This is a genomic window from Tsukamurella sp. NPDC003166 (assembly GCF_040611135.1).
Lineage (GTDB): Bacteria > Actinomycetota > Actinomycetes > Mycobacteriales > Mycobacteriaceae > Tsukamurella.
Genome location: NZ_JBEXNL010000007.1, coordinates 79,753 through 93,136, shown reverse-complemented (window position 1 = coordinate 93,136; position 13,384 = coordinate 79,753). Strand labels below are relative to the sequence as shown.

Sequence of the window (13,384 nt, the reverse complement as noted above, 5' to 3'; positions counted from 1 at the left end):
GGCCGAGGTCACGGAACAACTCCTTGACGGGGAACGGACATCTGCGTGCATACTGTGAGTGTACAAGCGTGCACTGAACGGAGAAACACAGCCATGAGCCGCTTCACCCGATTCGCCGGCAACCTCGTCGAGGCCGTGCTGACCCCGCACGCCGTGGACCGCTACCTCGAGCTCGTCGACCCGATGGTCACCTGGACCGAGATCCGCGGTCGCGTCACGGCCGTCAGCCGCCGCACCGACCGCACCGTCACCTTCAGCGTGACCCCGACGCGCCAGTTCGAGGGCTTCCAGGCCGGCCAGTTCATCCAGGTCAGCGTCGTGATCGACGGCGTCCGCCAGACCCGTTGCTTCTCGCCCGCGAGCTCGCAGCACCACGAGGGCGACCTCGAATTCACCGTGACCGCCGACGCCGACGGGCACGTCAGCAAGCACCTCCGCGAGACCCTCGCCGTGGGCGACGTGCTCGGCCTCACGCCGGCCGGCGGTACCTTCGTGCTGCCCGGAACGCCCGGTGACCGCCCCGCGAACATCCGCCTCATCAGCGGCGGCAGCGGCATCACACCCGTACTCTCGATCCTGCGCACGCTCATCGACGAGAACTACGACGGCGAGGTCGCGCTCCTGCACTTCTGCCGCGACTCGGCGGACAACCCGTACCGCGCGGAGCTGGAGCGGCTCGCCCGGTTCGGCAACGTGTCGGTGACCTACGTGTATACCCGGGCGGGCGGCCGGCACCTCGGCGCCGAGCACATCGGGCAGCTCGAGGGCTACGGCGACATCGGCCTCGCGTGCGGTCCCGCGTCGCTACTGGACGCCGCGAAACAGCTGTACACCGACGCGGGCGTCGAGCTCCGCGTCGAGGAGTTCACCCCGCCGGTGGTGGCCGCACCGTCGGGCGAGGCGACCGGCACCCTGCGCTTCACCGAGGCCGGCACCGAGGTCGACAACGACGGCCGCAGCATCCTCGACCAGGCCGAGTCCTCCGGCCTGTTCCCCGAGAGCGGCTGTCGCATGGGCATCTGCTTCTCCTGCACCGCGGTCCGCAAGTCCGGCTGCACCACCAACATCCTCACGGGCGAGACGAACGACGAGCCCGACCAGCACATCCAACTCTGCGTCAGCGCGCCCGTCGGCGACGTCGAGATCGCGCTCTAGCCACCATCTTCGAAGGGGAGAGAAATCATGACCGAGCACATCACCCTCACCGCCGAGCAGGTCGAGATCATCGGCGAGCGCTTCGACGCCATCCGCACCCGCGTCCTGAACGACCTCGGTGAGAAGGATCGCGAGTACATCTACAAGATCGTGCGCGCACAGCGCGGTTTCGAGATCGCCGGCCGCGCCATGATGTACCTGCCGCCGCTGTGGCCGCTGGCCGTCGGCTCGCTGGGCGTGTCGAAGATCCTCGACAACATGGAGATCGGCCACAACGTCATGCACGGCCAGTACGACTGGATGCGTGAGCCCGGCCTGAACTCCCGCGAATTCGAGTGGGACACCGTGTGCCCCGCCGACCAGTGGAAGCACAGCCACAACTACCTGCACCACACGTTCACCAACGTCCTCGACATGGACCGCGACATCGGCTACGGCATCCTGCGCATGGCGCCGGAGCAGAAGTGGCACCCCTACTACCTGGGCAACCTCGCCTACGCCGGCGCGCTCATGGTGCTCTTCCAGTGGGGCGTCATGCTGCACGACCTCGAGGCAGAGCGGATCGTCAAGGGCGAGCGCAAGTGGGGCGACATCAAGGAGCTCGTCGCCGGCATGCGGCGCAAGGCCGGCAAGCAGGTCCTCAAGGACTACGTGATCTTCCCGGCGCTCACCGGTCCGCTGTTCCCGCTGACCTTCTTGGGCAACATGTCCGCGAACCTGATCCGCAACCTGTGGACCTTCTCGATCATCTTCTGCGGCCACTTCCCGTCGGGCGTGCAGACCTTCACCAAGGAAGAGACGGCCGACGAGACGCGCGGCGAGTGGTACGTCCGCCAGATGCTGGGCTCCGCCAACATCGACGGCGGCCGCCTGTTCCACATCATGAGCGGCAACCTGAGCTTCCAGATCGAGCACCACCTGTTCCCCGACATCCCCGCCAACCGCTACCCGGAGATCGCCGCCGAGGTCCGCGCGACGTGCGAGGAATTCGGCCTGCCCTACAACACGGGTTCGCTCCGGGGCCAGCTCGGCTCGACGTGGAAGAAGATCGCCAAGCTCTCCCTGCCGAACCGCTGGACCAAGCAGGAGCCCGAGCTGGCCGTGACCATCGAGCGCGCCCGGCACGAGGACGCCGCGTCGAAGGCACTGGCCGCCGCGGGCTGGCAGCGTGCCGTCGAGCGTGAGATGGTGTCGGTCTAGGCCGGACGTACCGGACCGCACCAGGAGGACTCCAGTGGGCAAGATCGAGCGGCGCAAGGACGCGGCGCAGGAGGCCGTCGAGTCCACGGCCATCCGCGTCGGCCGCATCGCGACCATCATCACCACCGCCGTCGCGGACGTCGCCCGGGAGATCGGTGACGCCGTCGGCGACGCCCTCGAGATGCGCCAGGCCGCCAAGCGCGCCGCTGCGGACGAGGCTCGCCGCGCCCCGGCTCCCCCCGAGCCCGCCGGCCCCGATGCGGAGTCGGCACCGGGAGCGCCGGAGGACGGACCCGGGCGCGAAGGCTGATGGTGGGTCGGCCGCGGAGGCGGAACCTCGATGAGGTGGACCACGCCCTGCTGGAGTTGTTGCGTGCGGACGGACGCATCTCCAACGTGGAACTCGCTGCGCGCTCCGGTGTTTCGGAGAAGACGGTACGACTCCGGCTGGCGCGTCTCGAATCCGAGCACGGGCTGAGGTATACGGCGGTCCTCCCCGAGCCCGATGCCGCGAGTCGCCTGGTGTGCCTACTGCGGACGAGCCCGTGGAAGCGGGATGAGGTGTCCGCGGTGCTCGCGGGGCTGCCCGGCGTGGAGCGGACGTACCTGGCTTCGGGCGCCGCCGACATCGTGCTGCTGGCGGGCTTTCCCGACGATTCCGCGGCCCTGGGGTTCCTGGTGGAGTCCGTGCAGACCGTCCCCGGCGTCGAATCGGTGCAGTCCTGCCATCTCATCGGCGCTGTCACATCGGGCCGGGACGGCGATGCTGCGCGGTCCCCGATTGTCGACAGAGGCGTGCTGTCCGAGCTCCTCCTGGCGGGTGGAGTCCGCCAGTCCGTGGGTGAGCTGCTGGGTGCGTTGTGCGATGCCGCGGCCGCGGGGTTGGGAGCCGATCGGGTTCTGATCTGCCGTGGCGAGTACGGGCGCGGGGAACCGGGAAGGTCGGTGCTCGAGATCGTGGCGAACCGGGGTGTCCCCCGGGAGTACGTCGACGAGATGTCCGCGCGGCTCGACGGACGCGTCCACGGAGTCCTGAGCCGGGTGGCGGAGTCCCGGATGCACGTGGCGGTGCACAATGCCGCCGCGGATCCCCTGATGTCGGGGCTCGGCGATCTGGTGCGTGACGCCGGCTACACGAGCCTGCTTGCGCTGCCGATGCTCTACGGCGATGCCCTGCTGGCCGTGGTCTGTCTCTACTTCGACGAGCCGACCGTGCTCACCGCCGACTACGTTGCCGCGGCGCAGCAGGTGGTGGATTTCTTTTCGGTGTCGTACGCGCGCAGTCTCGGGCTCGCTCCGAGTGGTCTGCCCTCGAACCCTCCTGCAATTTAGTCCGAAATTCGGAAGATTTGTGGTGAGATGCGGCGGAACTCCGGGTGTTCGTGAAGAATTATTGACCGAACTCTTGCCATAAACGGTGATGCAAGCCACACTTGACCGCACCAACCGAATATTTAAGGACGATATTCGGCATAATAAGGAGTGGTGGCATGGGGCTTTCGTACGACAAGGGACTGACCGCGGTGGCCGACGGGTGCCACGCGTGGATGCAACCCGACGGCAGTTGGGGATGGAGCAACTCCGGCCTGATCCAGGGCGCCGGCACGTCGTTGCTCGTGGACACCCTCTTCGACCTCGAGCACACCCGCGAGATGATCGCCGGGCTGGAGCCGGTGCTCGCGGGGCACCCGATCGAGATCCTGGTCAACACGCACTCCGACGGTGACCACTACTTCGGCAACGAGGTCGTCGCCGCCGGGGGAGACGTCGAGATCATCGCCTCCCGTGCAGCGGCCGAGCTCATGACGCAGGAGAACGTTGACAGTCTCGCGGCGTTGACCAAGGCGGACGGGCTCACCGGAGAGTTCGCTAGGGAGATCTTCGCGCCGTTCACCTTCGAGGGAATCACCTCGACCGGTCCCACCCGGGTGTTCGAGGGTGAGCTGACGCTCGACGTCGGCGGCCGCGCGGTCGAGCTGATCCAGGTCGGGCCGGCACACACCCCCGGCGACACCCTGGTGCACGTACCGGACGCCAAGGTGATCTACACGGGCGACATCGTGTTCGTCGGAGGCACCCCCATCGTCTGGGCCGGCCCGGCGGAGCGGTGGATCGCCGCGTGCGATCGGATCCTCGACATGGATGTCGACATCGTCGTTCCCGGTCACGGCCCCGTGACCGACAAGTCCGGCGTGCAAGGGGTGCGGGACTACCTCACCTACATCATCGACGAGGCCACCAAGCGCTACCACGACGGGATGACCGTCGACGAGGCGATCGGGTCGATCGACCTCGGCCGGTTCAGCAGCCTTCCGGAGCACGGACGCTTGGCGCAGAACGTGATCCGAGTGTACGAGGCCCTCGACCCGGGCTTCACCGGACCGGATCGGACCGTGGTCTTCGCCAAGATCGGCGAGCTCGAGGGCTTCGGTGTGGTGACCGGCGGTGCGGTCCGGTGACGACTGCGCTGCGCGCGGATCGCGCACCGGTCCTGCGCGATCTCTTCGTCGCCGCCAGCACGCGCTATGGAGATGCCACGGCCGTCGAGTGCCGGGGCGAGTCGCTTACGTACCGCGAACTCGGGCGCGCCGCGGACGCCCTGGCCCATGCTCTCCTCGCGTGCGGTGTCGGCCCGGGTACTCCGGTGGCGATCGCGATGTCCACCCGCCTCGAATGGGTGATCGCGGACCAGGCGATCCTGCGTCTGGGCGCGACGAGGGTGGCCGTGACGGACATGCTCTCCGACCCGGAGGTCGCCTACGTCCTCGCCGATTCCGGTGCGGCCGTGGCGATCGTGGACCGGTCTCGGGTGGAACTGGCGCTGGCTGCGGGAGGGCCGCTCGACACGGTCATCGTCGTCGACGGTGTGCGGACGGGCGCTCTGGAGTGGGCCGAGGTGCTCACGCGCCCGGTCCCGGACGGTCCGCCGGACGTCGAGATCGCATCGTCGGACCGGGCGCTGATCGCGTACACAGGCGGAACCACGGGCCGGCAGAAGGGAGTCCAGCACTCGCAGGCCTCCGCATCCCTGTGCATGATGGCGCATCTCATCGAGATGGAGCTGACCGACCGCGAATGCCTTCTGTTGAGCACGCCGCTGCCGCATTCGGCCGGTTACCTGATGCAGGCCGGACTACTCAAGGGCGCACGGATTCTGCTGGAACCGAAGTTCGACGTGGACATGGTGCTCGACCGGATGGCGAACGCCGGTGTGACCTTCACATTCATGGTCCCGACGATGATCTATCGCCTGCTGGATCGGATCGCCGACCTCTCCGATCCGTTCGAGGTCTCCGCACCCGAGCTCCGCACCATCATGTACGGCGCAGCCCCGATGGCGGTCGAGCGACTCCGGCAGGGGCTGGACTTCCTCGGCCCGGTCTTCGTCCAGTTGTACGGCCAGACCGAGGCGCCGAACTTCCTGACCCGGTTGTCGCGCCACGATCATGATCCGGAACGGCCGGAGTTGCTCCGCAGCTGCGGTCGCCCCGCAGCCATGGTCGCGATCGAGGTCCGGGACGATACGGGCGCCACGCTGGCCGACGGCGAGGTCGGAGAGATCTGTGCCCGCGCCCCCTACCTGATGGACGGCTACCTCGGCCTGCCGGAGGCGACGGCGAAGGCGCTGCGCGACGGATGGCTGCACACCGGCGACATCGGGATGCTCCGCGACGGCTACGTCTACCTGCTCGACCGGGCCAACGACATGCTGATCTCCGGCGGAATGAACGTGTACTCGACCGAGGTGGAGAACGTGCTGGCGCGTTCGCCAGAGATCTCCGCTGTCGCGGTCGTCGGTGTGCCGCAACCTGATTGGGGCGAGGCCGTCGTCGCCTTCGTGGTACCGGCGCGCGGCGCTGCGTCCGCTCCCGATTTCGCGTCCGGTCCGGACTCCCCGGCACAACTGTGCGTCCGCGAACTCGCGAATTACAAGCGCCCGAAGGCTTACCGGGTCGTCGAAGAGCTGCCCACCACGGCGTTCGGCAAGGTCGACAAGAAGGCGCTCCGCGCATCCTGGCCCGGCTGGTGAGCCGGTCCCTCTCCTCTGAGTGCTCCGGGCGTGAGCCCGCCGCTCCACACCGTGCGCCGCGAGAACCTCGGCGCCGTCGAAAGGCACGGACATGGAACGAACGTTCCGCGAAGAACTCTCCCAGCACTGGAACGTGCTGTTGGCGTCGATCATCGGGATCGGGTGCGGCGCGATCGCGTTGCCGCTCGCCGCGATATCCACGTTCATGAGGTCCCAGCAACACGACTTCGGCTGGTCACGCACCGGCCTGTCGTTCACCTCGACGATCGTGTTGCTGACACTCGCTCTCGCGGCGCCGGCAGTCGGCTGGCTCGTCGACCGGTTCCGCACGTCGCGAATCGCGGGCATCTCGCTGGCAGCGATGGGCATCTGCTTCCTCGTGCTCAGCAGGGCGGGCCACCAGCTGGGCCTGTACCTGCTGATGTTCGCGGTCACCGCGATCCTGGCCGCCGGTGCCACGACCGTACCGTTCGCTCGCGCGGTCAGCATCGCCTTCCGTGCCAACCGGGGCAAGGCGCTCGGGCTCGCCATGCTCGGCAACGGCATCACTGGAATCCTCCTGCCGCAGTTGCTCGTTCCGCTGGTCGCCGACAGTGGCTGGCGCGCGGGTTTCGTCGCGCTCGCGATCATCGCCCTGATCGTGGCGCCGATCACCGCCGGATTGCTGGCGTTCCGTGAGACGCCGCCCGCCGCTGCGCGCGGCCGGGGAACGCCGGCGGGCTCCGACGACGCGGTCGTCGCCCAGGCCGGAATGACGGTCCGCGAGGCGATGTCCTCCCGCCCGTTCCGGATGCTCGCGCTGGCCTTCCCCGTGATCGCCCTCGCCAGCGCGGGTCTGCAGCTGCACTTCCTGGCGATCCTCGGAGACAAGGGTCTGTCCGCACACTGGATCGCGTGGTACGCCAGCGCCATCGGCATCGCGCTCACAGTGACCCGGGTGGTGACCGGGTACCTCCTGGACGCCTTCCGCGCGCAGTACGTCTCGGCGGTCATCATGCTGGCGGGCGCGGTCGCCACCCTGATCTTCGCTTACGCCGGGTCGTGGGGATCGCTGTTCGGCGCCATCGCGATCGGTGTGACCGTCGGCGCCGAGATCGACATGGTGGGCTACTTCGCCTCCCGCTACTTCGGTTTCAGCTCCTACGGCCGTGTCTACGGAATGCTGTACAGCACGATCCTGCTCGCCACCGCGATCTCTCCGCTGATCTACGGCCAGGTGAAGGATCACCTCGGGACCTACACGCCGGCCCTGATCGGTAGCGCCGCGCTCCTGGTACTCAGCGCCGTCGTCCTGGTGCTGCTCGCGCGCCTGCCCTACCCCGCCCCGGCCGCTGCGGACGATACGACCGCTCCCGGCCACCACTCCGACATCGTCGAGGATACCGTCCGATGAAATGGATCACCTTCACCACCAGTGCCGGCAACGATCGGCGGGTCGGCGTCCTGAGCGGCGACGTCGTCCACGCCCTGGACACCTCGCGCACCCTGACCGAGCTCATCGGTGCAGGTGCGGACGATCTGGCGGCCGCGGGCGCCGATGCGCTCCGCTCGCCGGCCGTCGTCCACGCGTTGGACGAGGTCCGCCTGGAGGCGCCGCTCGCGCCACCCCAGTTGCGGGATGCGATGTGCTTCCACGAGCACATCCGCAATTGCATGGGCGAGGTCGATCCCCGGCACGAGCAGTACCCCGCGTTCTACATCTCCAATTCGGCCGCAGTCCTCGGGCCGGTCGACGATGTTCCGATTCCGCCGGGTTGCGATCGGTTCGACTTCGAGCTCGAGGTCGCCGCGGTGATCGGCAAGGGCGCCTTCAACATCGCTCCGGACGCGGCGTGGTCGCACGTCATCGGCTTCACGACGTACATCGACTGGAGCGCCCGCGATCTGCAGATGGACGAGATGGGGCTGGGCCTCGGCCCGGCGAAGGGCAAGGACACGCACACCACGCTCGGACCGTGCCTGGTGACGGCGGACGAGTTCGCCGACCGGCGCGCAGGCAAGGGTTTCGACATCGACATGTCCGCTGAGCTCAACGGTGAACGGATCGGCGGCGGCAACTGGTCGACGATCGACTGGTCGGTGGAGGACGTGATCTCCTACGTCGGACGCGGAACCGTGCTGCGGCCGGGCGAGGTGGTCGGCTTCGGCACCGTCGGCACCGGCTGCCTCTACGAGCACTTCCACACCGGATCGGGCCGGTTCACGGACTGGCTCCGACCCGGCGACCGGGTGAATCTCGAGATCGAGCTGATCGGCAGGACCGATCAGCTGATCACGGGCCCGATTCCGCGGCACCCGCTGAGCACCGGTCATTGACCGGCGTCGCGCCCGGTCGCCGGACGGGCCGTTCTCCCGGCCGTCAGCCCTCGTCGACCTCGACGCCGTAACTCCGGACGAGAGCGGCCACCCCGTCGGTCCACCCCTGCGCGACCGCGCGCAGCCGCAGCACCCGGGCGCCGGACGGGGTGTCGCGGTGGTACACCTCGAACAGGACCGACGCGCGCAGCCCCGGCTCCCCGGCAGCCGGCACCGTCCACGCCCCGTCGGCGCATCCGACGGTGACGGCCGGCACCGTGGGGCGGGTGGGTTCCGGGGCGTCGGTGGCGACGGCGACCACGATCCGCGCGCCCGGCGGGAGCGCGTGCGGAGCGAGGGCGAGGCCGGGCTCGTCGCCGGGCGCGAGTGCCGCGACGCCGTCGGGATCACGCGGATTGTTGTAGAACACCATGTGCTGCTCGCTGAGGACCCGCTCGTCGCGGCCCAGGACCAGCGCGAACAGGTCGCCGCCGGCCCGCACCCGCGGCGTCTCGACGCGCAGCAACAGTTCCGCGGCGTGCGGCAGGTCCACGGTCTCGCCGCGCCGCAGCTCGACCGGTGCGCGGCCCGACGGTGCCGTCGGTGCGGCCGACGGCGAGATCGTCGTCGGGGCGTCGTCGGCGGCGGGCCCGGCGGGGCGGATCATCGTGGCGGCGTACGTCGAGTCCGCGCCCGGCGCGCCCGGCGCGCCCGGCGCGGCCGGCGCGGCCGGCGCGGCGGCCCGCGCGGTGGGTGACGCGACGGCGACGGCCGCGAGCGCCTCCGCGAACTCGCCGCTGGTCGCGAACCGATCCCCGGGGGCCTTGGCGAGTGCGCGCTCGAAGACGGCGTCCAGCTCCGGCGGCAGGCCCGGGCCGCGCTCGTGCACCGACGGAACGGCCTGGTAGAGGTGGGCGCCCATGACCGCGGCGATCGTGGTGCCCGTGAACGGCGCCGCGCCCGTGAGCAGCTCGAACGCGGCGGTCGCCAGTGAGTACAGGTCGGTGCGGTTGTCCAGGTCGAGGCCGCCGATCGCCTCGGGGGAGAGATAACCGAGCGTCCCGACGGTCGTACCGGTCACCGTCAGGGAGGTGGCCTCGGTGGACGCCTTGGCGATCCCGAAATCCACGAGCTTGACCGCGGCCGCGCGGCCCGCCCGCAGCCGCACCAGGACGTTGGCGGGCTTGACGTCGCGGTGGGTGATGGCGAAGTCCTGGTAGGCGTAGTCGAGCGCGGCCGCGACGCCGCTCACGATCTCCGCGACCAGGCCGAGCGCCAGCGGGCCCTGCTCGCGCAGCAGCTGCTTGGCGTCGGTGCCCTGGAGGTACTCCATGGTCAGCCACAGCCGGCCGTCGTCGAGCTGTCCGCGGTCGTAGAGGTGCACGATGTTCGGGTGCGACAGCGGCGCCAGCAGGTCCGCCTCGTGGATGAACCGCGCCTGGAATTCCGGGCTTGCGGAGACGGCACCGTCGAGCAGCTTGAGTGCGTCGCTGCGGGGGAGACGCGGGTGCGCCACCAGGTACACCTCGCCCATGCCGCCGGCGCCCAGCCGCTCGATCACCCGGTACCCGGCGATCTCCAGGTCCTGGTCGCTCCCCGCCATGGACACGGAGCCTACTCGCGCGCGGTGCTCCACCACCACGCCGTTCTCGGACCGCCGGCCACCAGGGAACGACGGTGCCCCGCAGGATCGAGTCCTGCGGGGCACCGTCGAACCAGGGGCGGGTCTAGCGCTCCTGGTCCCGGCCGGGCTGGGGCCCGGTGTCACGGGGGCCGCCGGGGCGCGGGCCCTGCGGCCCACCCGGCCCCTGCGGGCGAGGCGGGTACGGCGGGCGTTGGCCCTGCGGGCCACCCGGGGGCGGACCGCCCGGGCGCTGGCCCTGCGGTCGCGGCATCTGGCCGCTGGGCCGCGGGCCACCGGGGCCGTACTGTCCGGGCGGCGGGCCCTGACGGCGCCCGGGCAGCGGCTGCTGGTAGCTGCGCGGGTCCTGCGGCGGCCGCTGCGTGGGCGCCGAGGGGCGCGGCGGCAGCTCGATCCGGCCGGAGAAACCGGGCGGCGGTCCGGGACGCCGGGGGCCGGGGCCCATCGGGGTCGGGCGGGCCGGCCGGTCGGTCGGCGGCATGCCCGCGCCGGGCGGGATCGCGTGCTCGGCCGGGCTCGATGCGGAGCCCGCCACGACCGGCACACCCGCCGCCACGACCTGCGGTGCGGCCTTACCGGGCCCCGCGGTCGCGGGCCGGACCGACGACAGCGGACGGCCGTCGCGAGTCTCGGCGGGCAGGGAGGTCTCGCCCAGGCCGACGGCCTCCTGGATCTTGCGCATCCAGTTCGGCGCCCACCAGGAGTCGTCGCCGAGCAGCTTCATCACGGCCGGGACGAGCACCATGCGGACCACGGTCGCGTCGACGAGCAGCGCGAACATCAGGCCGAACGACACGTACTTGAGCATCACCAGGTCGGACGTGGCGAACGCCGCGGCGACGCAGGCGAGGAGGATGGCCGCCGCCGTGATGATCCGGCCGGTGTTCGCGGTGCCGGCGCGGATCGCCTGCTTCGTCGTGGCGCCGGCCGCGCGTTCCTCGATCATCCGGGAGATCACGAAGACCTCGTAGTCGGTACTGAGGCCGAAGACCACCGCGATCACCAGCACCAGCACGGGCGCCATCATGGGCCCGCCGGTGAAGTTGAAGATGTCGCCGCCGTGTCCGTCCACGAACATCCAGGTCAGGAAGCCGAGCGTGGAGCCCAGCGACAGCAGCGACATGAGCACGGCCTTGATCGGCAGCGTCAGCGAGCCGAAGGCCAGGAACATCGCGATCGTGGTGACCAGGACCAGCAGCAGCATCAGGGCCGGCAGCAGGTCCAACATCGAGTTGATCGAGTCCTGCTGCAGGATCGGCATGCCGCCCACCAGGAACCCGACGCCCTTGCTCGCGTCGGCCCCGTCCATCGTGATGCCGCGCAACGCGGTCAGGGCCTCGCCGACCGCTGCGGTGTCGTTGGGGTCCTGCATGCTGCCGCTCGAGGTCCGGATCGAGACCTCGTGGCCGCGGACGACCAGCTTGTTCGAGGTGCCCTTGGCGGTGGACACGGCATCTCCGGCGGCGCCGAACCGCGCGGAGTTCGGGTCCGCGGGGTTCGAGCGGGTGAAGCCCGGGATCTTGTTCGCCTCGTCGAGGACCTGCTTGATCTGGGCGTCGCTGGCGTTGGTGAAGACGATCTTGACGGGCTGACCGGTGTTGTCCGGGAACAGCTCCTGGAACTGATCCTGGGCCATGCGGGTCTTGTTGTCCGGCGGCAGGTAGGTCTGCGAGATGCCGCCGAACTGGAGGCCGACGATCGGGATGCAGATCGCGAGCAGCAGCGTGACGACCCCGACGATGGCGGTCTTCGGGCGCTTCATGACCGCATCGGTCACCTTGCCCCACATGCCGGCCTCGATGTTCGCCTTCGTCTTCGCGCGGCCCGTCTTCTCGGCGGCCCAATGGATGACGCCGCCGATGAGCGGCAGGTTCCACTTGTCGAAGATGGTGAGGAACCAGTGGAAGCTGAGCGCGAAGACCTTCGGGCCGAGCACCGCGAGCATCGCGGGGAGTAGCGTCAGCGAGAGCAGCGCGGCGATGAACACGCCGAGCAGCGCGCCGGTGGCCATCGAGGTGAGCAGGCCCAGCGGCGAGATGTACAGACAGGCGAGCGCGGCCACGATGAGCAGCGACGACATGATGACCGTTCTGCCGGCCGTCATCACCGTGCGTTTGACCGCCGTCGGTGTGTCGTAGCCTTCGTCCAGTTCCTCTCTGAATCTGGACACCATGAACAGGCCGTAGTCGTGGGCGATGCCCAGGCCGATCAGCGAGATGATGGGCCCGACGAACAGGTTGACGTCGGTGAAGTCCGCCATCACCGAGGCGACGGCCATCGCCGCGCCGATGGTCAGCACGCCGATGATCATCGGCAGCACCGCCGCGACGACGCCGCCGTAGACGAAGAACAGCACGATCGCGACCAGCGGCAGGGCGATGATCTCGGCCTTCTTCTGGTCTTTCTGGACGCCCTCCGTGACCTCCGAGGTCACCGGGACCAGGCCGCCGACCTGCGCGGTGAAGACCGCCTTGTTCGCGTCGGACTGCAGCATCCGCATCAACGGCTGCTGGATCGCCACCCAGTCCTTGCCGCGCTGCGTGTCGTCCGCCGAGCGCATGGGCAGCGTGAAGAAGCCCCACGTGCCGCCCTTGGCGTCGGTGCGGCTGAACTTCTTGAAAAGCGCGTCGTTCGCCTGCGGCGCTCCGGGGGCGAACATCGTGTAGCTCAGCGAGCTCGCCTGCGGTTCCTTCTCGTTCGTCGGGTTCAGCTTCGAGTCGTCACCGGTGGCGTACTTCGCGAGGATGTCCTGGCGGGTCTGCTCGACGGCCTTCTCGACGTCCGGGTCGGTGATCTTCTTGCCCTCGGCGGGCTTGATCAGCACCAGGATGTCGGGCTGCATCTCGCGACCGTTGGCCAGGTCGGTGACCTGTGCCGCCGCCACCGAGTCGCTGTTCTCGTCGTAGAGACCGTTCATCTTGGTCTTCGCCCCGAGTCCGAGGAAGCCCCAGACGCCGGTGGTGGCGATGGTCACGAACAGGACCGCGATGATCGTGTATCGGAACGCGTAACTGAAGCGTCCTATCGCTGCGAACAAGCGAAAAATCCTTTCCGGTGGCCGG

At 69.4% G+C, this 13,384-nt stretch carries 10 protein-coding genes; 8 read left to right on the top strand and 2 right to left on the bottom strand.

What is annotated here, in order from left to right; all coding sequences use genetic code 11:
• The first annotated feature begins 93 nt into the window (after positions 1–93).
• The 8 genes from ABZX10_RS10595 (at position 94) to ABZX10_RS10560 (ending at position 8,701) form a co-directional block, all read left to right on the top strand.
• Positions 94–1,155, top strand: a complete 1,062-nt coding sequence (locus ABZX10_RS10595; protein WP_355538486.1) for a flavin reductase family protein — start codon at positions 94–96, stop codon at positions 1,153–1,155.
• 27 nt (positions 1,156–1,182) lie between these two features.
• Complete coding sequence (locus tag ABZX10_RS10590) at positions 1,183–2,355, top strand: acyl-CoA desaturase (protein WP_355538483.1); 1,173 nt, start codon at positions 1,183–1,185, stop codon at positions 2,353–2,355.
• A 34-nt stretch (positions 2,356–2,389) separates the two neighbouring features.
• On the top strand, positions 2,390–2,665 hold the full coding sequence (locus ABZX10_RS10585) for a hypothetical protein (RefSeq protein WP_355538480.1): 276 nt from the start codon (positions 2,390–2,392) through the stop codon (positions 2,663–2,665).
• A gap of 35 nt (positions 2,666–2,700) precedes the next feature.
• Positions 2,701–3,687, top strand: a complete 987-nt coding sequence (locus ABZX10_RS10580; RefSeq protein WP_355538477.1) for an AsnC family transcriptional regulator — start codon at positions 2,701–2,703, stop codon at positions 3,685–3,687.
• A 158-nt stretch (positions 3,688–3,845) separates the two neighbouring features.
• Positions 3,846–4,814, top strand: a complete 969-nt coding sequence (locus ABZX10_RS10575) for an MBL fold metallo-hydrolase (RefSeq protein ID WP_355538474.1) — start codon at positions 3,846–3,848, stop codon at positions 4,812–4,814.
• Positions 4,811–6,385 carry an AMP-binding protein gene (locus ABZX10_RS10570; RefSeq protein ID WP_355538471.1) on the top strand — a complete coding sequence of 525 codons (1,575 nt, stop codon included), beginning with the start codon at positions 4,811–4,813 and terminating at the stop codon, positions 6,383–6,385. The genes ABZX10_RS10575 and ABZX10_RS10570 overlap by 4 nt, the downstream gene beginning before the upstream one ends.
• A gap of 91 nt (positions 6,386–6,476) precedes the next feature.
• Positions 6,477–7,778: an MFS transporter gene (locus ABZX10_RS10565; RefSeq protein WP_355538468.1), complete on the top strand. Its 1,302-nt coding sequence runs from the start codon at positions 6,477–6,479 to the stop codon at positions 7,776–7,778.
• Positions 7,775–8,701, top strand: a complete 927-nt coding sequence (locus ABZX10_RS10560; protein ID WP_355538465.1) for a fumarylacetoacetate hydrolase family protein — start codon at positions 7,775–7,777, stop codon at positions 8,699–8,701. The genes ABZX10_RS10565 and ABZX10_RS10560 overlap by 4 nt, the downstream gene beginning before the upstream one ends.
• 43 nt (positions 8,702–8,744) lie before the next feature.
• On the opposite strand, the gene ABZX10_RS10555 is transcribed toward ABZX10_RS10560, so the two are convergent.
• Together ABZX10_RS10555 and ABZX10_RS10550 are read right to left on the bottom strand one after the other, a co-directional pair.
• Positions 8,745–10,283, bottom strand: a complete 1,539-nt coding sequence (locus ABZX10_RS10555; RefSeq protein WP_355538462.1) for a protein kinase — start codon at positions 10,281–10,283, stop codon at positions 8,745–8,747.
• 124 nt (positions 10,284–10,407) lie between these two features.
• Positions 10,408–13,359: an MMPL family transporter gene (locus ABZX10_RS10550; RefSeq protein ID WP_355538459.1), complete on the bottom strand. Its 2,952-nt coding sequence runs from the start codon at positions 13,357–13,359 to the stop codon at positions 10,408–10,410.
• Positions 13,360–13,384: the final 25 nt, after the last annotated feature.

What these genes read in the sequence shown, in the direction of transcription:
- ABZX10_RS10595 (WP_355538486.1), top strand. Translation starts at nt 94, where the DNA reads ATGAGCCGCTTCACCCGATTCGCCGGCAACCTCGTCGAGGCCGTGCTG.
- ABZX10_RS10590 (WP_355538483.1), top strand. Translation starts at nt 1,183, where the DNA reads ATGACCGAGCACATCACCCTCACCGCCGAGCAGGTCGAGATCATCGGC.
- ABZX10_RS10575 (WP_355538474.1), top strand. Translation starts at nt 3,846, where the DNA reads ATGGGGCTTTCGTACGACAAGGGACTGACCGCGGTGGCCGACGGGTGC.
- ABZX10_RS10560 (WP_355538465.1), top strand. Translation starts at nt 7,775, where the DNA reads ATGAAATGGATCACCTTCACCACCAGTGCCGGCAACGATCGGCGGGTC.
- ABZX10_RS10555 (WP_355538462.1), bottom strand. Translation starts at nt 10,283, where the DNA reads ATGGCGGGGAGCGACCAGGACCTGGAGATCGCCGGGTACCGGGTGATC.
- ABZX10_RS10565 (WP_355538468.1), top strand. Translation starts at nt 6,477, where the DNA reads ATGGAACGAACGTTCCGCGAAGAACTCTCCCAGCACTGGAACGTGCTG.